Below are 17887 nucleotides of genomic sequence, written 5' to 3' on the forward strand. Positions count from 1 at the left end.
TTGTGCCCGGCCGCTCAGGATCGGCGATACTCGCCCCATCCGCCGTCTGGATATCGAGGAACCGCATGCCGCTTCACGTCTTGGATAGCCTGTCCGCCATCGCCCCGCACGAGTGGGACGCGCTGGTGCCTGCCAATCAACCGTTCCTGCGCCACGCCTTCCTCGGTACCCTGGAAGACAGCGCCAGCCTGGGCCCGCAATCCGGTTGGCAACCCGAGCATTTGCTGCACATTGAAGACGGTCGTCTGCTGGCAGCCTTGCCCAGTTATCGCAAGTGGCACTCCTACGGCGAGTACGTGTTCGATCACGGTTGGGCTGACGCTTGCGCCCGGGCCGGGATCGAGTATTACCCCAAGCTGCTGACGGCGGTGCCGTTCAGTCCGGTCAGTGGCCCGCGGTTGCTGGCGGCGCGCGCCGAAGATGGCTTGGAACTGCTGGGCAGCCTGCCGGGTTATCTGGAAATCGAAGAGCTTTCCAGCGCCCATATCAACTTCACCGATGCTTTCACCGATTCGGCGCTGGCCGGGCAGGAAGGCTGGCTGCAACGGATCGGCTGCCAGTACCACTGGCAAAATCGCGGTTACCGGGACTTCCAGGACTTTCTCGATGCGCTCAGTTCCCGCAAGCGCAAGCAGATGCGCAAGGAGCGTGAACAGGTGGCGGGGCAGGGCATCGAGTTCGAATGGCTCGAAGGTCATCAGTTGGACGAGGCGCAGTGGGATTTTGTCTACGCCTGTTACGCCAACACCTACGCGATACGACGGCAGGCGCCCTATTTGACCCGGACATTCTTCAGCCTGCTGGCCGAACGCATGCCCGAGGCCATTCGTGTGGTGCTGGCCAAGCAAGGTTCGCGGCCAGTGGCGATGGCGTTCAGCCTGGTGGGCGGCGACAGTTTCTACGGGCGCTACTGGGGCTGCCTGGCGGAGTTTGACCGTTTGCACTTCGAGACTTGTTTCTACCAGGGCATGGACTACGCGATTGCCCATGGCTTGCAGCGTTTCGATGCCGGTGCCCAGGGCGAGCACAAATTGATTCGCGGGTTCGAACCGGTGATTACCCGCTCATGGCATTACCTGCGTCATCCGGGGCTGAAAGCAGCGGTGGCGGATTTCCTCGTGCGCGAGCATGAGGGGGTGCTGGCATATGCCGAAGAAGCGAAAACAGCACTGCCTTATCGGCAGTGCTGATCCCTAAAGGCGTGACTCAGCGGCTTTCCTGGCCTAGCCAGCGGTACGAGATTCCGCCGATGACCGCGCCCAGCAGCGGCGCCACCCAAAACAGCCATAGTTGCTCGATGGCCCAACCACCGACGATCAGCGCCGGACCGGTACTGCGGGCCGGGTTGACCGAAGTGTTGGTGACCGGGATCGAGATCAGGTGAATCAGCGTCAGGGCCAGGCCGATGGCAATCGGTGCCAGCCCGACCGGCGCACGTTTATCGGTGGCGCCGAGGATGATCAGGATGAACATTGCCGTCATGACCAGCTCGGTGACAAAGCCAACCGCCATCGAATACCCACCGGGCGAATGCTCGCCGTAACCGTTCGCTGCCAGGCCGGAAGCGGCCAGGTCAAAGCCTTCCTTGCCGCTGGCGATGAAGTAGATCAACGCGGCGGCCAGCACCCCCCCGATAACCTGGGCGATGATGTAGGCAGGCAACTCCCTGGCCGGAAACCGCCCGCCCACGTACAAGCCCAGCGAAACGGCGGGGTTCAAATGGCAACCCGAGATATGACCGATGGCGAATGCCATGGTCAACACCGTCAGGCCGAACGCCAGGGCCACCCCCAGCACGCCGATCCCGGAGGCAGCCAATACCGCGCTGCCGCAGCCGCCCAATACCAGCCAGAACGTACCCAACAACTCAGTCGTTGAACGTTTGAGTAAAGACATAAGCATCCTTGATAAAACAGTCGTGATAATCGGTTATGCATCCAGCAGAATTACGACAGGTTCATCTCCAGAACCTGAGCTGAGTACAGCAGGGTTTATCGACAAATCCAGCGGCACAAAAAACCGCCAGAGTCAGGGACTGTGGCGGTCTTGGCCGTGGTCGGCGGGGAGTATGTCGTTGCTATGTGGGCTAAATGGATTCTGGACAGAATTTTTCAGTATTGCTGATTCAAACCGGATCCCCGTGGCGAGGGAGCTTGCTCCCGCTGGGCTGCGCAGCAGCCCCAATAAGGCTGGGTGTCCAACCTATTGATTGCGTTGGGGCGCAGATTTGGGGGGCGCTTCGCGCCCCAGCGGGAGCAAGCTCCCTCGCCACAGGGTTTGGCTGTGTCAGGTAGAGCTCAGTCGATCCCCACGAACCCACCCGTCTGATGTTGCCACAACCGCGCATACAACCCGCCATGGGCCAGTAACTCGGTATGGCTGCCGGTTTCGGCGATGCGGCCGTTTTCCAGCACCACCAACCGGTCCATCCGGGCGATGGTGGAGAGGCGGTGGGCGATGGCGATCACGGTCTTGCCTTGCATCAGGGTCTCGAGACTTTCCTGGATCGCGGCCTCGACTTCCGAATCCAGTGCTGACGTCGCTTCGTCCATGATCAGGATAGGCGCGTCCTTGAGCAGCACCCGCGCGATAGCGATGCGCTGGCGCTGGCCACCGGACAATTTCACGCCGCGCTCGCCCACATGGGCATCGAAGCCGGTGCGGCCTTCGGCGTCCGACAGCAGTGGGATGAACTCGTCGGCCCGGGCCTTGCGCACGGCTTCCCAGAGTTGCGCGTCGGTGGCGTCGGGCTTGCCGTAGAGCAGGTTGTCACGAATCGAGCGATGCAGCAGCGAGGTGTCCTGGGTGATCATGCCGATGCGCTCGCGCAGGCTTTCCTGACCAACTTCGGCGATGTCCTGGCCGTCGATGAGAATACGCCCGCCTTGCACGTCATAGAGGCGCAGCAGCAGGTTGACCAAGGTGGATTTACCCGCGCCGGACGGGCCGATCAGGCCGATTTTTTCGCCAGGCCTGATGGTCAGGTTGAGGTCGCCGATCACGCCGCTTTTCTTGCCATAGTGGAAATCCACATGCTCGAAGCGTACCTCGCCCCGGCCCACGGCCAGGGGCTTGGCCTGGTCGCGGTCAGTGACGCTGACGGGCTGGGAAATGGTCTGCAGGCCGTCCTGGACCATGCCGATGTTTTCGAAAATGCCGGTGACGACCCACATGATCCAACCGGACATGTTGACGATGCGGATCACCAGGCCGGTGGCCAACGCGATAGCGCCGACGCTGATCAGCGACTGGGTCCACAGCCACAGCGCCAGCGCCGTGGTGCCGACGATCAGTAACCCGTTCATGCTGGTGATGGCCACGTCCATGCTCGTCACCACGCGGCCGGCCAGTTGGGCCTTCTCGGTCTGTTCCTCGATGGCTTCGCGGGCGTATTGCTGTTCGAAGTTGGTGTGGGCGAACAGCTTCAGGGTGGTGATGTTGGTGTAGCCATCGACAATCCGTCCCATGAGCTTGGAACGGGCGTCGGAAGACACCACAGAGCGTTCCTTGACCCGTGGCACGAAGTAATAAAGGGCGCCGATGTAACCGGCGATCCAGAGCAGCAAGGGAATCATCAGGCGCCAATCGGCTTCGGCAAACAGCACCAGGGAACTGACGGCGTAGATCAGCACATGCCACAGGGCATCCACGGCCTGGACCGCCGAGTCGCGCAGGGAGTTGCCGGTCTGCATGATGCGCTGGGCGATGCGCCCGGCAAAGTCGTTCTGGAAGAAGTTCAGGCTCTGCTTGAGCACGTAGCTGTGATTCTGCCAGCGGATCAGGCTGGTCATGCTGGGGCTCAGGGTCTGGTGCACCAGCAGGTCATGCAGGGCCACGAAAATGGGGCGGAAGATCAGCGCCACCACGGCCATCCAGGCCAGTTCCAGGCCATGGATCTTGAAGAAGTCGACATTGGGCGTGCCCTGGGTCAGGTCGATGATGCGGCTCAGGTAGCTGAACAGTGCCACTTCGATCAGCGCGCCGATCAGGCCGACCACCAGTAGCACGGCGAAGCTGGGCCAGACCTGTTTCAGGTAATACGTGTAGAAGGGCAGGACGCGGTTCGGTGGGGCCGAGGTCGGGGCGTCGCGGAAGATATCGATCAGTGTTTCGAAGCGGCGATAAACCATTTGTAAATGCCCTGGCAGGGGCTCTCCTTATTGCTATGGGCGGCACGGGATCACCGCGCCGCCCAGGCTTGCCGTGTGCCTCTTCAGTCGATGCGCTTGGCCGACTTGATGATCACAGGGTCGACCGGCACGTTTTGCATGCCTTGTTTAGTGGTGGTCTGGGAGTTGACGATGATGTCCACCACATCCATGCCTTTGACCACTTTGGCGAACACCGCGTAACCGGCGTCGCGGCCCGGGTCGAGGAAGGCGTTGTCGGCGACGTTGATGAAGAACTGGCTGGTGGCCGAGTCCGGGTTGGAGGTGCGAGCCATCGACAAGGTACCGCGAACGTTGTGCAGGCCATTGCTGGCTTCGTTCTTGATCGGTGCCTTGGTGTCTTTTTGTTGCATCTGTGCGGTAAAGCCGCCGCCCTGGGCCATGAAGCCCGGGATCACGCGGTGGAAAATCGTGTTGGTGTAGAAACCACTGTCCACGTACTCAAGGAAGTTCTTGGTACTGATGGGGGCCTTGACGGGGTCCAGTTCGATTTCGATCTGGCCGTTGGTGGTGTCCAGCAATACATGGGGTGCCTTGGCTGGCGTGGCGGCCATCAGGTTGGCAGCAAACAGTACGGTGCCGGCGGCGAGGGCGATTTTTTTCAGCATGGGGTCAGTGATCCTGAGTGGTGGAATCGGTTGCAGTCAAAAATTCGAGCAGGGTCTGGTTGAAGCGTTCGGGTTGATCCAGCGGGGTAGCGTGCCGTGAATCGGCGATGACCGCCAGCCGTGCATCGGGCAGCAGCTTTACATAGGCTTCTTTCAGCGCCACCGGGGTGTAGTCGTGGTCGGCGCAGATGACGAGGGTTGGACAGGCGACCTGCGAAAGTCGTTCCTGAACGCCCCACCCTACGATCGCATCGAAGCTGGCGAGATAAGCACGTTTGTCGTTCTTTGCCCAGCGTCGCGCCATTTCCAGGCGTAACTCGGTTTGCTCTGGCTTGGGGAACAACTTGGCGCCCAGGGCCTTGCCGATGGTTTTCAGGCTGAGCAGACGCATCAGGCTCCAGCGCTTGAACCATTGCCAGCAGTCGTCGGGCGTGCGGACCTTGACTTCAGGGGCGCTGTTGACGATGCACAGGCTCTTGATTCGCCCGGGTTCATCCACGGCCAGTTGAAAGCAGATCATGCCGCCCATGGACCAGCCCACCAAGTGCACCGGGCCAAGGTCCAGGTGTTCGATCAGGGCGCTCAGGTCGGCGCTGAAGCCTTTGATGCTGTAGCGCTCCCGTGGTTTGTCGGAGCGACCGTGACCGCGCACATCCACTACGATCAGATGGTAATGGGCGGACAGCACCGGGATCTGCTTTTCCCAGTCCCGAGTGCTGGAGCCCAGCCCGTGGACCAGCACCAGGGGCGTGCCGTGGCCGTATTCCTCGTAGTGCAGGTTGCAACCTTCGTGTTCGAAGTAGGCCATCGGCGAAGTCCTTGTCAGGCTTGTTCAGGGGCGGCGAACGGCGCATCCAGCGGCGCGGTGTCGAAGGTGCGCAGCAATTCGATCAGGATTTGCGTGGCCGGGCCCAGGGGTTTTTCCTTGTTTGAAAAAAGATAGAAGGTCGAGTTGCGGCTGCCTCCCTGTTCCAAGGGTAGACGCTTGAGCAAGCCTTCCTTGAGTTCCCGTTCGATCATGTGCCGGGGCAACCAGGCGAATCCCAGGCCGCTGCCGACAAAGGAGGCGGCGGTGGCCAGGCTGCCCACGGTCCAGCGCTGTTCGGCGCCGAGCCAGCCGACGTCCCGGGGTTGCTGGCGGCCGGAATCGCGGATAACCACTTGCAACTGGCTTTCCAGGTCCTGGAAATTCAACTCGCGATTGAGGCGGTGCAAGGCATGCTCGGGGTGGGCCACCGCAATGAACTCCACATCGCTCAGTTCCGCGCCCAGGTAACCGGGAATGCTGAAGCCACTGATGGCCAGGTCGGCCACGCCTTCGAGCAGCACTTCTTCGACACCCGACAACACTTCTTCGCGCAGCCGCACCCGGCAGCCACGGCTTTGTGGCATGAACGCGGTCAAGGCGCGAACGAGGCGGGCGTTGGGGTAGGCCGCGTCGACCACCAGGCGCACTTCCGCTTCCCAGCCTTGCTCCATGTGGTGGGCCAGGTCTTCCAGTTGGCTGGCCTGTTTCACCAGTTGCCGCGAGCGGCGCAGCAGCACGCCGCCGGCTTCGGTCAACACGGCCTTGCGCCCATCGATGCGCAGCAGCGGTACACCGAGCTGATCCTGCATGCGGGCCACGGTGTAGCTCACTGATGACTGGGAGCGATGCAGCACTTCGGCGGCCTGGGCGAAACCGCCATGGTCGACCACGGCCTGCAGGGTGCGCCATTGATCAAGGGTCACGCGGGGCGCTTTCATAATGAGCTCCTCTTGTCCTAAGCTGGCGGTCCCTTGGTGGAGACTGCCGAATGAAAAAAATCTGTTGTGCGGTGCTGGCCTTGCTGCCGCTGACTGCGTTTGCCTACCCGATCGATGTGGAAAAACACCTCAACGGCCTGAGCATCGACTACAACGCCTATGACACCGATGCCGATATCGGCTCTATCCAGGTGAACAACTACGGCAACGTCGACGCGGCCTGTACCGTGGTCTTCAACAATGGCCCCGAGGCGCCTCGTACCCGCAAGATCGAAGTCGCCGCCGGCAAGTTCAAGAACGCCACGGCCAAGTTCAACCGCAACATCATCAAGTTGCGCATCAAGCTGACCTGCCAGCCGAAATAACCTGGCAGAGGGGCAAGCGACATGGCTTGCTCCGCTTATAAACGAAATTATCGATGCTTTACAGCAGTTATTTGCGCTTTTTCATCGATAAGCTCGCGTTTAACCTTCACTCCATCGACTGACAACATTCTCAGATGGAGCCTACAAGCCATGTCCCGCGTTCTGATCATCGAAAGCAGTGCCCGCCAGCAAGACTCGGTTTCCCGTCAACTGACCCAGACCTTCATCAGCCAGTGGAAAGCTGCACACCCGGCCGACGAAATCAGCGTTCGCGACCTGGCCATCAATCCGGTGCCGCACCTGGATGCCAATCTGCTGGGTGGCTGGATGAAGCCTGTCGAGCAGCGCAACGAGGTTGAAAATGCCTCGCTGGAGCGCTCCAACCAACTGACCGATGAGCTGCTGGCCGCCGACGTACTGGTGATGGCTGCGCCGATGTACAACTTCGCCATCCCCAGCACTTTGAAAGCCTGGCTCGACCATGTACTGCGTGCCGGCGTGACGTTCAAATACACTCCAACCGGTCCCCAAGGCCTGCTGGCCGACAAGCGCGCCTTCGTGCTGACTGCCCGTGGCGGCATTCATGCCGGTGGCAGCACTGACCACCAGGAACCCTACCTGCGTCAGGTCATGGGCTTCATCGGGATCCACGACGTGACCTTCATCCATGCCGAGGGCATGAACCTGGGCGGCGAATTCCAGGAGAAGGGCCTGAATCAGGCCAACGCCAAACTGTCCCAGGTCGCCTGATCCGTTAATCCTCGGGTAATCGCCAGGTGGTCTAGTGTCCTGGCGCTTCCCTTCAAACCGTTTGCGCATCGAACCTCCCTTTGCACTTATTGCTCCTGAGTGCATCAGCCCGATTGAACGCGTTAGCGAGATCGGGCTTTTTTTTGCCTCGATGATCTGCGCCTGACTGGGTTCAGGGTACAAACGCCATGACGGAAACAGGAGAGCCCGAACCCTTTTTCAGTCGAAGCACGCCAATCACCAGCGTCGTGCCTTTCGCGGGCAGTTGATCGAGATTGGTCAGGCATTCCAGGACGATGCCCTCATTTGCCAGGATCTGGCTGTTGGTGGCGTAAACCGTGTCCTGGCTCGGATCGACGCCATGGGTATCGATACCAACGCCAGCTATACGGCGTTGCTCAAGCAGAAATGTGGTGGTTGCGGCACCGATGCCGGGAAAGTGCGGGCCCTTGTCATCCGCATTGATAAAACGCCTGGGGTCGTCCCACAGGGCCTGCCACCCCGTGTAAAAAAGCACGACGCTGCCCTGATCGATGCGTCCGTGAGCCTGTTCCCATTTTTCGATGTCTTGGATGCCGATCACGTAATCTGGATTGTCCCGCGCCTGGATGCGTAGATCGATCACGACGGCCGGCCGGACCAGGGACGCCGGCTCATAGGCATCAATCCCGATGGCATTGGGGTGAAAGCTGTTCGGCGCGTTCATATGGGTTGCACTGTGCTCGCCCATGGCGAAACGGCGCAGGTAATACCCGTCCTTTTCCGGTGATGCCACCTCATCGAACGTCACCGGAGGATCGCCAGGCCAGAGCGGAATGTCCGGGCTGATGATGTGGCTGAGGTCGATGACTTTTCGAAACTCAATACGTTGCATGGAGGGGCTTCCTTATCCTTGGCGAAACTTTGAGCGATGCTGATCGGACAGTACTGCGCTCAGCCTTCCTGTGCATACCCGTGACCCGAAACTTGCGGCCCATCACGCTCGCGCCCATCCCTCAAAACCGCTATCTTCGCCGCCATTCGAAACGAGGAGCTTATGGGCTATCTACTTTTTGTGACGCTGATCCAGGCGTTTTCCTTCAGCTTGATCGGTGAGTACCTGGCCGGACATGTGGACAGTTATTTCGCGGTGCTGGTACGGGTGCTGCTGGCCGGGCTGGTGTTCATTCCGCTGACGCGCTGGCGCCAGGTAGAGCCGTCGTTCATGCGCGGCATGCTGTTGATCGGTGCCTTGCAGTTCGGCGTGACCTACGTGTGCCTGTACTTGAGCTTCCGGGTCTTGACGGTGCCCGAGGTGCTGCTGTTCACCATCCTTACGCCTTTGCACGTGACCTTGATCGAAGACGCGTTGAACCGTCGCTTCAATCCCTGGGCGCTGATCGCGGCGCTGGTGGCCGTGGCCGGCGCGGCGGTGATTCGCTACGACCGGATCAACCCGGATTTCTTCATGGGCTTTTTGCTGCTGCAACTGGCCAACTTCACCTATGCGGCCGGACAGGTGCTGTACAAGCACCTGGTGGCCCGTCACCCGAGCGACCTGCCGCATTACCGACGTTTCGGTTATTTCTATCTTGGTGCACTGATGGTGGCGTTGCCGGCTTTCCTGCTGTTCGGCAAGGCGGATTTCTGGCCCGAAGCGCCGCTGCAATGGGGCGTGCTGGTGTTCCTCGGCCTGGTCTCCACCGCGCTGGGGCTGTACTGGTGGAACAAAGGCGCGTGCCTGGTCAACGGCGGGACGCTGGCGGTGATGAACAACCTGCACGTGCCGGTAGGGCTGCTGGTGAACCTGCTGATCTGGAACCAGCACGAGGAACTTGGGCGATTGCTGCTGGGTGGGTCGGTGATACTGGTGGCGGTGTGGATCAGTCGGTTGGGCGTGCGCCAACCGCTAGTCACACGCTGACTCTCTGTGGGAGCGAGCCTGCTCGCGAAGGCGTCATATCAGTCGGTATATCTGTTGTCTGGCACTCCGCTTTCGCGAGCAGGCTCGCTCCCACAAGGGATCTTGGGTGGTTGAGGGTCAGACCACCTGCTTTTGCGGCTCCGGCAGATGGCTCGCCCCCAGCACCGCCGGCAGCAGTCCCGAGCGCAGGTCCATGCCGCTCGGCTGTTGGTACAGGTTCAAGCCGAACTCCGGCATCACCGCCAGCAGGTAATCGAAAATATCCCCCTGGATGCGCTCGTAGTCGGTCCACGCAGTGGTGCGGGTGAAGCAGTAGATTTCCAGCGGGATGCCTTGGGCGGTGGTCTGCATCTGCCGGACCATGCAAGTCATGTTCGGCTGGATTTCCGGGTGGCTCTTCAAATACGCCAGGGCATAGGCGCGGAAGGTGCCCAGGTTGGTCATTCGGCGACGGTTGGCCGACATCGCCGCGACGTTGCCCTGGGCCTCGTTCCAGGCCTTGAGTTCGGCTTGCTTGCGGCCGATGTAGTCGGTCAGCAGGCGAACCTGGGTCAGGCGCTGCTCTTCCTCGTCGTGCAGGAAACGCACGCCGCTGGCATCGATGAACAGACTGCGCTTGATCCGCCGTCCACCGGATTGCTGCATGCCGCGCCAGTTCTTGAACGATTCGGACATCAGGCGCCAGGTCGGGATCGAGACAATGGTCTTGTCGAAATTCTGCACCTTGACTGTGTGCAGCGTGATGTCCACCACGTCACCGTCGGCGCCGACCTGGGGCATCTCGATCCAGTCGCCGACCCGCAGCATGTCGTTGCTGGTCAACTGCACACTGGCGACGAACGACAGCAAGGTGTCCTTGTAGACCAACAGGATCACCGCCGACATCGCACCCAGGCCCGACAGCAACAACAGTGGCGAACGGTCGATCAGGGTGGCGACGATGATGATCGCCCCAAACACATACAGCACCATCTTCGTCAGTTGCACGTAGCCTTTGATCGAACGGGTACGCGCATGTTCGGTGCGTGCGTATACATCCAGCATGGCGCTGAGCAGGGCACTGAGGCTCAGCACCATGAACAAGATGGTGAAAGCCAGGGCGACATTGCCGAGGAAAATCATGCTGGTCTTGCTCAGTTCCGGCACCAGGTGCAGGCCGAACTGGATGATCAGTGACGGCGTCATCTGCGCCAGGCGATGGAACACTTTGTTCTGGCGCAGGTCGTTGACCCAGTTCAGGGCCGGTTGGCGCCCCAGCAACTTGGCGGCATGCAAAATCAGGTAGCGCGCCACGCGCCCAAGCACCAGGGCGATGACCAGCAGCAACACCAGGGCGAGGCTGGAATGCAGGAGCGGGTGCTGGTCAAGGGCACCCCAGAGGTCTTGGATGTTGACCCAGAGTTGTTTGATGTCCATGGACGAAACGGTTCTTCTATAAAGATGCGACGTGGCGATTAGAGCATTTAAGCCTGCTCAAGTGACCGTTGATGCAATAACGGCTGATAAAAATGCACTGATTTACCGCCGTTTGTATAAAGAAACTCGGCCTTCGCGCTCGAAACCGTTACCCTATGCAGCTGTTTTTTTGCATTTCTTCGAGGTAGCACCCGTGTTTTCCCAATTCGCCCTGCACGAACGCCTGCTCAAAGCCGTGGCCGAGCTTAAATTTGTCGAGCCAACGCCGGTGCAGGCAGCGGCCATTCCGCTCGCGCTCCAGGGGCGTGACCTGCGGGTGACGGCGCAGACCGGCAGCGGCAAGACCGCCGCGTTCGTGCTGCCGATCCTCAACCGCCTGATCGGCCCGGCCAAGGTCCGCGTCAGCATCAAGACCCTGATCCTGTTGCCGACCCGTGAACTGGCCCAGCAGACCTTGAAGGAAGTGGAGCGTTTCTCGCAGTTCACCTTCATCAAGTCCGGCCTGATCACCGGCGGCGAAGACTTCAAGGTCCAGGCCGCCATGCTGCGCAAGGTGCCGGACATCCTGATCGGCACTCCTGGGCGGATGATCGAGCAGTTGAACGCCGGCAACCTTGACCTCAAGGAAGTCGAAGTACTGGTGCTGGACGAAGCCGACCGTATGCTCGACATGGGCTTTGCCGAAGACGTGCAGCGTCTGGTGGACGAATGCGTCAACCGCCAGCAGACCATGTTGTTCTCCGCCACCACCGGCGGTTCGGGCCTGCGCGAGATGATCGCCAAGGTGCTGAACAACCCCGAGCACTTGCAGCTCAACGCGGTCAGCCAACTGAACTCCACCACCCGCCAGCAGATCATTACCGCCGACCACAACCAGCACAAAGAGCAGATCGTGAACTGGTTGCTGGCCAACGAGACCTACGAAAAAGCCATCGTATTCACCAACACCCGGGCCATGGCCGACCGTATCTATGGCCGCCTGGTGGCCCAGGAATACAAGGCGTTCGTCCTGCACGGCGAGAAAGACCAGAAGGACCGCAAGCTGGCCATCGACCGCCTCAAGCAGGGCGGGGTGAAAATCCTCGTGGCCACCGACGTCGCCGCCCGCGGCCTGGACGTGGAAGGCCTGGACATGGTCATCAACTTCGACATGCCCCGCAGCGGCGACGAGTACGTGCACCGCATCGGCCGTACCGGCCGCGCCGGCAACGACGGCCTGGCGATCTCGCTGATCTGCCACGGCGACTGGAACCTGATGTCGAGCATCGAACGCTACCTCAAGCAGAGCTTCGAGCGTCGCACCATCAAGGAAGTCAAAGGCACCTACGGCGGACCGAAGAAGGTCAAAGCCTCGGGCAAGGCTGTTGGCGTGAAGAAGAAAAAGGTCGACGCCAAGGGCGACAAGAAGAAAACCGGCGCCAAGGCCCCGACCAAGCGCAAGACCGCCAACCGCCCGAAGAGCGACGCTCCATCGCTGGTCAGCAAGGACGGCATGGCCCCGCTCAAGCGCCGCAAGCCAGAGGCACCGGCGGCTGAGTGAGTCGGCGTTAGTGCTTGATAAAAAACCGGACGTTGAGTCCGGTTTTTTTATGGGTAACTGAATCTGACGCAAAACCCCGTGGCGAGGCAGATTTGTGGGAGCAAAGCTTGCTCGCGACACAGACGCCTCGATTTCTGAAAGACCGCATCGCCTTCATCGCGGGCAAGCCTTGCTCCCACAAATCCCCTCGCCACCAAAGCGGGTTGTGCGGCTTTGGCTGATCACCCAGCCTTCTTCTCTGCGTTCTTCAACTCTTCCAGACGCTTATCGATCAACTGGCACTTGTCCGGCAAATCCTTGCTGGCGGTTTTCAGGTCCATGTTCTGCAACTCGTCGTTGATCTCCTTGGCCTTGGCCGGGTTCTGCTCGGTGAGTTTGCTCACTTCCTGGGCCAGTTGCTCTCGCTTGGCGGTGGCTTCCTCGGGGGTGCAGGCCCAGGCGGGCAGGGCGCAGGTAAGGGTGGCGGCCAAGGTGAGTTTCAAGAGGGTTTTCATGGCAGGGCCTCATATTCCTTGTTGGGCAGGTAATGGGTTGAGGCCCGGGTTGGCTGGAAAGTTCATCTTGAGTCGCCACCGCTTGAGGTCTTTTTTGGCGTTCTCCTAGCCGATATTAAACAGTCGACTACCATGGAGGATGCGCCTGCCGCACATCCGCTGCAAAACACGGAGCGTGCCTGCAGTCGATGCCTTCCACCCCATGCGTATCCCCGAATAACAACGGAGGTGAGTTGAACCTGGACACTTCGCTGTCGGTATCGATCACGCTTTAGCAATGGAATAATTACCCAGGCACACGTATGGCCTGGAGTAGCCACTCACTCAAGGAATGAATCTATGAGCGTTAAAGCAATACTCAGTCGGCTGATGTTGTGCTTGTGTGGTTTATTTATTATCTCCTCGGCCTATGCGGAGAGTGTGATTGTTGCGACGCCGCAACAAGGCGTGGGGATCGAAGTCAATGTATTTGATAATCCAGATGCCTCAAGTGGCAAACCCTCTTCAACGAGCGTGGTGCGCTACAGTTCATCGTACTTTGTCCCCGTGGTGCAGTCGTTCAAGGGCAAGGTCTACATGTTCTGGGCCAGCAACAATGATCAAAAAAATATCTATTTTTCCTCTTCAGCAGAGGGGAAGGTCTGGTCCGCGCCGAAGCCCATCCCGGTCGATAACATCTACAGTGGCGTCTCCGCCACCGTCTTCAAGCAAAAACTGGTACTGACCTTTGCCGACGCCCCGCGCCAACAGTTAAAGAGCATCAGTTCCGACGACGGCATCAATTGGTCACCTGTTGATTCGATCAATACACGCCATACCGCCCTGAATAACAAAGCCGTCGTGTATAACGGCCAGTTGTTCGTTTTGTATAACGAAAACGGCGGCAAGGCTGTTTACTACGTGACCTACGATGGCCTTAAGTGGAGTCCGGAAAAAACAGCGTTTCAGGAAACCGCCGACACGATCTTGAACCTGGTACCCGTGGTCTATAACGGTGACTTGAGGGTCTATTACACTTTTTTTAACGGCGGCCTGTTCGAACGCACTTATGACCGGGGTGGTAACTGGGGTGCGAAGCAGGGGCTGACCGGTATACCTGAAAAGGGCTTCCTCAACAGCGCTGCGATGGTCAATGAGCGCCTGTTCATCAGCAGTGGCGCCACTACTTTTTATTCAACCGATGGCCTCAAATGGGCGCCCTATTTCGCTTTTTCCGGGCGTTCTGCCTATCCCTCGGGATTGGGCGTTTCCTATGGCATTACCGAAAACGATCTAACCGTACGCAACCCGCAACTACCGTCGGACCTGGCCACAGGCCTCAGCCATACCGACTATGCCACTTTCGCCTGGCGGAGCTTTTTCGCACTGAACAATACGGCCAAGGCGCCGTTGCCGGCCAACCGTGGCGTCGGCAACCCTGCCAGCAGCTTTGCAGATTCGGGCAAGGTGCCACAATCTCCAAGCCCCTTGTTGTGGCAAACCTTCGCCCACCGCACCGAGTTGTTTCCAGCGGGACCAGAAAAAAACACTGCAGGTGGTCCGACGCGTCCGTTTGGTTCTGACCCGCAATACAGCTATATCAAATTCCCCAACGGTATTCGTTTGGCGCCAGGCGCCACCTTTAACCATTACAACAACCTGGATGAAGCAACCCAAATAGGACAAAACGCTATTTTCTTCCCGGTCAATCCGCCAAATGTGGCGAAGACAGGGAGCGATTATGCCCCTTCAAACGACAGCCAGATCCTGTTCGAGGCCAAGGCGAACCCCGTTGTCTACGAGTATGCGAAAGGCCTGAGCAGCTTCCCGGATACTCATGTAGTACTGCCCGACGGCGCGCTGGAGGTCAAGGCGACATGGCGCAAGCTGGCAGACATCCCGGTACAGAATCGTGGGCGCTACCATACGGCGACGGTGGTGACTTATAAGGGCCTCGACAGTGACCCTGTGGCGCAAAACGAAGACTACGCACTGGTCGCCTTGCATATCATCCATAAGACGCCCAACTACCCGACCTTCATCTTCGCCACGTTCGAGCACGAGGACGCCCTGACGCTGGCCGACGGTAAATCACCAACCGGGCTCTACTACATCGCCAACTACAACAAGATTGATTATCCCGGCTTCGCTATAAACAATCCCCCGACCGCCACCTTCTCTGACGGCAACAAGACCTACACGGTTTCCCTGCCGAAGGCGGGCGATGTCGCAAACGCAGCCCTTATTCCGCCGGTCTACTCCGGCAGCAACGGGATCCCCGAAGGGCAGGCCGGCCCGATCCGGGTCGTGCAACCGCTCACCATGCATTCCGAAGTCAAGGCGGTGAACAACCAGGTCAAGCAACTCATGGACGGCAGCAGCGAATTCAACAATTCGGTCTGGAAGCACTATCAGCTCAAAGGGGTGCAGGCCATCCCGTCGAGCACTCAAACCGACCCGGATTATTACCTGGCCAATATCATGGTCGAAAGCAGCCAGCCGGGAATCCAGCTGTTTCGCGGGAGCAACGTATTCCCCATCCCGAATAACAACACCCTGACCAATGCGCGCAACCAACCGAACATCAAGGTGCCGGATTATGATCACAGCACTCAAAGCCTGACCATGGGCGGTTGCATGGGGTGTCACGGCATCGCCCAGAGCTCGCTCAAACAAGGTTTCAGTTTCCTGTTCGATGCCATCAATCCCACGCTCAGCAAAGGTGTCACCGGCTTTGCGGGCCCAGAGACCGTAGGTTTACCTGATCCGCGGACCTCGAAGGCAAGGGCCCTGAAATATTCGTTTGGTCCTCGGAATACGGAGGCAGTCGAGGAGGCAAACAAGTAGTCGTAAACCTCTTCGAAGCAGGAAAACCCCGCTTTCTGAGGCGGGCGCCATAGCCCTTTCGATAAAAAACCGGACCTTGAGTCCGGTTTTTTTATGGGATGGACGAGGGCTATAGCTGAAGCGCGAAACCGTGGACGAGTGCTGCTGGTACGTTTTGTAGGAGGTTTACAGATATGCCTCGGGACCTTTCGTACCTCCGTACCGGAGCGATCTGATTTCAGACGAATGGTTCCAGCAATAGCCTCAAAGCCAAATCCATTTAGTTGACGTCAAAATGATGGCTCACTAATATCGCGCCACTATTTTGATGTCACTTTCTGCTCGAGGGATCGAACATGTCCTCACCCGCCTTTTGGGCGAGGTTGTGCGTGGCTTTGCTGTGCCTTTCTCCACTCACCCAGGCTCACGCCGCCCCCACGCCTGGTGACACGGACCTGATCCGCGAGCGCCAGAACCGTTTGCTCGAAGAGCAGCGCCGTCGCCTGGAGGAACTCAAGGACCTGCCCGGCAAGGAGGCGAAGCCGACCCAGCCGAGCGCACCTGTCGATACCCGTTGCTTCCCCATCAAGACCATCGAGCTCAAGGGTGCCGACAGTCTTTCCGCCAGCGAGCGCGAGGAACTGCTCAAGCCCTACATCGGCCAATGCCTGGGCGTGCCGCAGCTTAACGAACTGCTCAAAGTCATCACCGACCACTACATCGAAAAGGGCCTGGTCACCAGCCGCGCCTATCTGCCACAGCAGGACCTGTCCGGCGGGCATTTGAGCGTGCTGGTGGTGGAAGGGCGGCTCGAAGGTTTGAAGGGCGCCGAGAATAGCCAGCTATCGGACCGAGAGTTGGCAATGGCATTTCCCGGCGCGACCGGCGATCTGGTCAACCTGCGGGAGATTGAGCAGATGGTGGACCAGCTCAACCGCCTGCCATCGAATCAGGCCAAGATGGAGCTGACCCCCGGGCAGAATGTCGGCGGCAGTGAAGTCCATGTGACTAATGATCCACAAAAGCCCTGGCGTGTTGGACTGTCGCGCAGCAACGACGGCCAGCGCAGCACGGGCGAGCAGCAGTGGGGCAGCAGTTTCGAGTGGGACAGCCCGCTGGGCCTGGCCGACCAGTTGATGCTGCGCGGCGGCCACGATGGGATGACCGATCACCAGCACACTTCGCGCAACGCCATGCTTTATTACAACCTGCCGTTTGGCTGGTGGAACGTCAGTTACACCTACAGCCAGAGCGAGTACCGCTCGCAGATCCCTGCCAACGGTTTCAACTTCAAGCAGACCGGCGACAGCCAGAACCATCAGTTGCGGGTCGAGCGGGTGATCCATCGCGACGCCCTGAGCAAGACCTCTCTCAACACCGGCCTGGCTTACCTGCGCACCAACAACTTCATCGAAGACAGCAAGCTGGCGGTGAGCAGTAACCGTCTCAGCGAAGCGCAGTTCGGCATCAACCATGGCCGGCGCATCGGCAGCGCCTTCGTCAACCTTGACCTGGGCATGCAGCAAGGCATCGGTGCCTTCGATGCCCAGGGTGACAACGATCCGGGGCCCGGCCAGGCCGATGCCCGTTACCGCAAATACACCGCCACCCTCAGCTATCTGCAACCGTTCCAGGTGTGGGGCGAATCGTTCAGCTTCAGCAGCCTGATGACCGGCCAACGCAGCGAGGACGTGTTGTTCAGTCCGCAGCGCATGAGCCTGGGCGGGCAGTCGTCGATTCGCGGCTACAAGGACCAATCCCTGTCCGGCGACAGCGGTGGCTACTGGCGCAACGACCTGCGTTGGAGCCGCCCGGTGACGCTGGAATGGCTGCGCCCGGTGTTTGGCGAATACGGCACCAGCCTCGGTTATGACCAGGGCGTGATTCGTGGTGATCGCTACAACGGCGACCAGCACGGGCGCATGTCGAGCAACTCGCTGGAGCTGTTCGCCCGCGGTGAGCACCTGAACACCAGCGTCACCTTCGCCCATTCCCTGGAACGTCCGGATGCCCTGACCGAGCGCGAAGCGCCGATCTACTTCCGCGTGGATGTACTCCTTTAAACAAATTCTGCTGCAACGAGACCTGAAC

General features: G+C 59.6%; 15 protein-coding genes. 7 read left to right on the forward strand and 8 right to left on the reverse strand.

Features of this window, described 5'->3' with window-relative positions; genetic code table 11:
* Window positions 1-65: 65 nt before the first annotated feature.
* Complete coding sequence (locus tag PSH86_RS07445) at window positions 66-1190, forward strand: GNAT family N-acetyltransferase (RefSeq protein ID WP_232200482.1); 1125 nt, start codon at window positions 66-68, stop codon at window positions 1188-1190.
* A gap of 16 nt (window positions 1191-1206) precedes the next feature.
* Here PSH86_RS07445 and aqpZ read toward each other — a convergent pair whose 3' ends face one another.
* From aqpZ to PSH86_RS07470, 5 genes are all read right to left on the reverse strand, one after another.
* On the reverse strand, window positions 1207-1896 hold the full coding sequence (aqpZ, locus tag PSH86_RS07450; protein WP_305488975.1) for an aquaporin Z: 690 nt from the start codon (window positions 1894-1896) through the stop codon (window positions 1207-1209).
* A 401-nt stretch (window positions 1897-2297) separates the two neighbouring features.
* The gene (locus tag PSH86_RS07455; protein WP_109755828.1) at window positions 2298-4130 is read right to left on the reverse strand and encodes an ABC transporter ATP-binding protein; all 1833 of its coding nucleotides are present in this window, start codon (window positions 4128-4130) and stop codon (window positions 2298-2300) included.
* A gap of 83 nt (window positions 4131-4213) precedes the next feature.
* Entirely contained in the window at window positions 4214-4777 is a 564-nt protein-coding gene (locus PSH86_RS07460) for a peptidylprolyl isomerase (RefSeq protein ID WP_109755827.1), read from the reverse strand.
* 4 nt (window positions 4778-4781) lie between these two features.
* Window positions 4782-5585 carry an alpha/beta fold hydrolase gene (locus PSH86_RS07465; RefSeq protein ID WP_109755826.1) on the reverse strand — a complete coding sequence of 268 codons (804 nt, stop codon included), beginning with the start codon at window positions 5583-5585 and terminating at the stop codon, window positions 4782-4784.
* A gap of 14 nt (window positions 5586-5599) precedes the next feature.
* The gene (locus PSH86_RS07470; RefSeq protein WP_109755825.1) at window positions 5600-6523 is read right to left on the reverse strand and encodes a LysR family transcriptional regulator; all 924 of its coding nucleotides are present in this window, start codon (window positions 6521-6523) and stop codon (window positions 5600-5602) included.
* Between the two features lie 50 nt (window positions 6524-6573).
* On the opposite strand from PSH86_RS07470, the gene PSH86_RS07475 reads away from it, so the two are divergent.
* Both PSH86_RS07475 and PSH86_RS07480 read left to right on the forward strand, forming a co-directional pair.
* Window positions 6574-6888, forward strand: coding sequence for a 3-phosphoglycerate kinase (locus tag PSH86_RS07475; RefSeq protein ID WP_109755824.1), 315 nt, complete (start codon window positions 6574-6576; stop codon window positions 6886-6888).
* Window positions 6889-7038: 150 nt separating this feature from the next.
* Window positions 7039-7638 carry an FMN-dependent NADH-azoreductase gene (locus PSH86_RS07480; RefSeq protein ID WP_305488980.1) on the forward strand — a complete coding sequence of 200 codons (600 nt, stop codon included), beginning with the start codon at window positions 7039-7041 and terminating at the stop codon, window positions 7636-7638.
* 172 nt (window positions 7639-7810) lie between these two features.
* Here PSH86_RS07480 and PSH86_RS07485 read toward each other — a convergent pair whose 3' ends face one another.
* The gene (locus PSH86_RS07485) at window positions 7811-8512 is read right to left on the reverse strand and encodes a cyclase family protein (protein ID WP_305488983.1); all 702 of its coding nucleotides are present in this window, start codon (window positions 8510-8512) and stop codon (window positions 7811-7813) included.
* 162 nt (window positions 8513-8674) lie between these two features.
* On the opposite strand from PSH86_RS07485, the gene PSH86_RS07490 reads away from it, so the two are divergent.
* Window positions 8675-9541 (forward strand): carboxylate/amino acid/amine transporter, encoded by an 867-nt coding sequence (locus PSH86_RS07490; protein WP_109755821.1) that lies wholly within the window; start codon window positions 8675-8677, stop codon window positions 9539-9541.
* A 117-nt stretch (window positions 9542-9658) separates the two neighbouring features.
* Here PSH86_RS07490 and PSH86_RS07495 read toward each other — a convergent pair whose 3' ends face one another.
* Window positions 9659-10957, reverse strand: a complete 1299-nt coding sequence (locus PSH86_RS07495) for a mechanosensitive ion channel family protein (RefSeq protein ID WP_109755820.1) — start codon at window positions 10955-10957, stop codon at window positions 9659-9661.
* A gap of 193 nt (window positions 10958-11150) precedes the next feature.
* Between PSH86_RS07495 and PSH86_RS07500 the strand changes: the two genes are divergently transcribed.
* On the forward strand, window positions 11151-12497 hold the full coding sequence (locus tag PSH86_RS07500; RefSeq protein WP_109755819.1) for a DEAD/DEAH box helicase: 1347 nt from the start codon (window positions 11151-11153) through the stop codon (window positions 12495-12497).
* Window positions 12498-12718: 221 nt separating this feature from the next.
* On the opposite strand, the gene PSH86_RS07505 is transcribed toward PSH86_RS07500, so the two are convergent.
* On the reverse strand, window positions 12719-12991 hold the full coding sequence (locus PSH86_RS07505) for a hypothetical protein (protein ID WP_109755818.1): 273 nt from the start codon (window positions 12989-12991) through the stop codon (window positions 12719-12721).
* Window positions 12992-13330: 339 nt separating this feature from the next.
* On the opposite strand from PSH86_RS07505, the gene PSH86_RS07510 reads away from it, so the two are divergent.
* Both PSH86_RS07510 and PSH86_RS07515 read left to right on the forward strand, forming a co-directional pair.
* Window positions 13331-15817, forward strand: coding sequence for a sialidase family protein (locus PSH86_RS07510; protein WP_305488988.1), 2487 nt, complete (start codon window positions 13331-13333; stop codon window positions 15815-15817).
* 335 nt (window positions 15818-16152) lie between these two features.
* On the forward strand, window positions 16153-17859 hold the full coding sequence (locus tag PSH86_RS07515; RefSeq protein WP_305488991.1) for a ShlB/FhaC/HecB family hemolysin secretion/activation protein: 1707 nt from the start codon (window positions 16153-16155) through the stop codon (window positions 17857-17859).
* The last annotated feature ends 28 nt before the right edge of the window (window positions 17860-17887 follow it).

The organism is Pseudomonas sp. FP2300, from assembly GCF_030687595.1.
Lineage (GTDB): Bacteria > Pseudomonadota > Gammaproteobacteria > Pseudomonadales > Pseudomonadaceae > Aquipseudomonas > Aquipseudomonas bijieensis.

What these genes read in the sequence shown, in the direction of transcription:
- PSH86_RS07445 (WP_232200482.1), top strand. Translation starts at nt 66, where the DNA reads ATGCCGCTTCACGTCTTGGATAGCCTGTCCGCCATCGCCCCGCACGAG.
- aqpZ (WP_305488975.1), bottom strand. Translation starts at nt 1,896, where the DNA reads ATGTCTTTACTCAAACGTTCAACGACTGAGTTGTTGGGTACGTTCTGG.
- PSH86_RS07455 (WP_109755828.1), bottom strand. Translation starts at nt 4,130, where the DNA reads ATGGTTTATCGCCGCTTCGAAACACTGATCGATATCTTCCGCGACGCC.
- PSH86_RS07460 (WP_109755827.1), bottom strand. Translation starts at nt 4,777, where the DNA reads ATGCTGAAAAAAATCGCCCTCGCCGCCGGCACCGTACTGTTTGCTGCC.
- PSH86_RS07465 (WP_109755826.1), bottom strand. Translation starts at nt 5,585, where the DNA reads ATGGCCTACTTCGAACACGAAGGTTGCAACCTGCACTACGAGGAATAC.
- PSH86_RS07470 (WP_109755825.1), bottom strand. Translation starts at nt 6,523, where the DNA reads ATGAAAGCGCCCCGCGTGACCCTTGATCAATGGCGCACCCTGCAGGCC.
- PSH86_RS07475 (WP_109755824.1), top strand. Translation starts at nt 6,574, where the DNA reads ATGAAAAAAATCTGTTGTGCGGTGCTGGCCTTGCTGCCGCTGACTGCG.
- PSH86_RS07480 (WP_305488980.1), top strand. Translation starts at nt 7,039, where the DNA reads ATGTCCCGCGTTCTGATCATCGAAAGCAGTGCCCGCCAGCAAGACTCG.
- PSH86_RS07485 (WP_305488983.1), bottom strand. Translation starts at nt 8,512, where the DNA reads ATGCAACGTATTGAGTTTCGAAAAGTCATCGACCTCAGCCACATCATC.
- PSH86_RS07490 (WP_109755821.1), top strand. Translation starts at nt 8,675, where the DNA reads ATGGGCTATCTACTTTTTGTGACGCTGATCCAGGCGTTTTCCTTCAGC.
- PSH86_RS07495 (WP_109755820.1), bottom strand. Translation starts at nt 10,957, where the DNA reads ATGGACATCAAACAACTCTGGGTCAACATCCAAGACCTCTGGGGTGCC.
- PSH86_RS07505 (WP_109755818.1), bottom strand. Translation starts at nt 12,991, where the DNA reads ATGAAAACCCTCTTGAAACTCACCTTGGCCGCCACCCTTACCTGCGCC.
- PSH86_RS07510 (WP_305488988.1), top strand. Translation starts at nt 13,331, where the DNA reads ATGAGCGTTAAAGCAATACTCAGTCGGCTGATGTTGTGCTTGTGTGGT.
- PSH86_RS07515 (WP_305488991.1), top strand. Translation starts at nt 16,153, where the DNA reads ATGTCCTCACCCGCCTTTTGGGCGAGGTTGTGCGTGGCTTTGCTGTGC.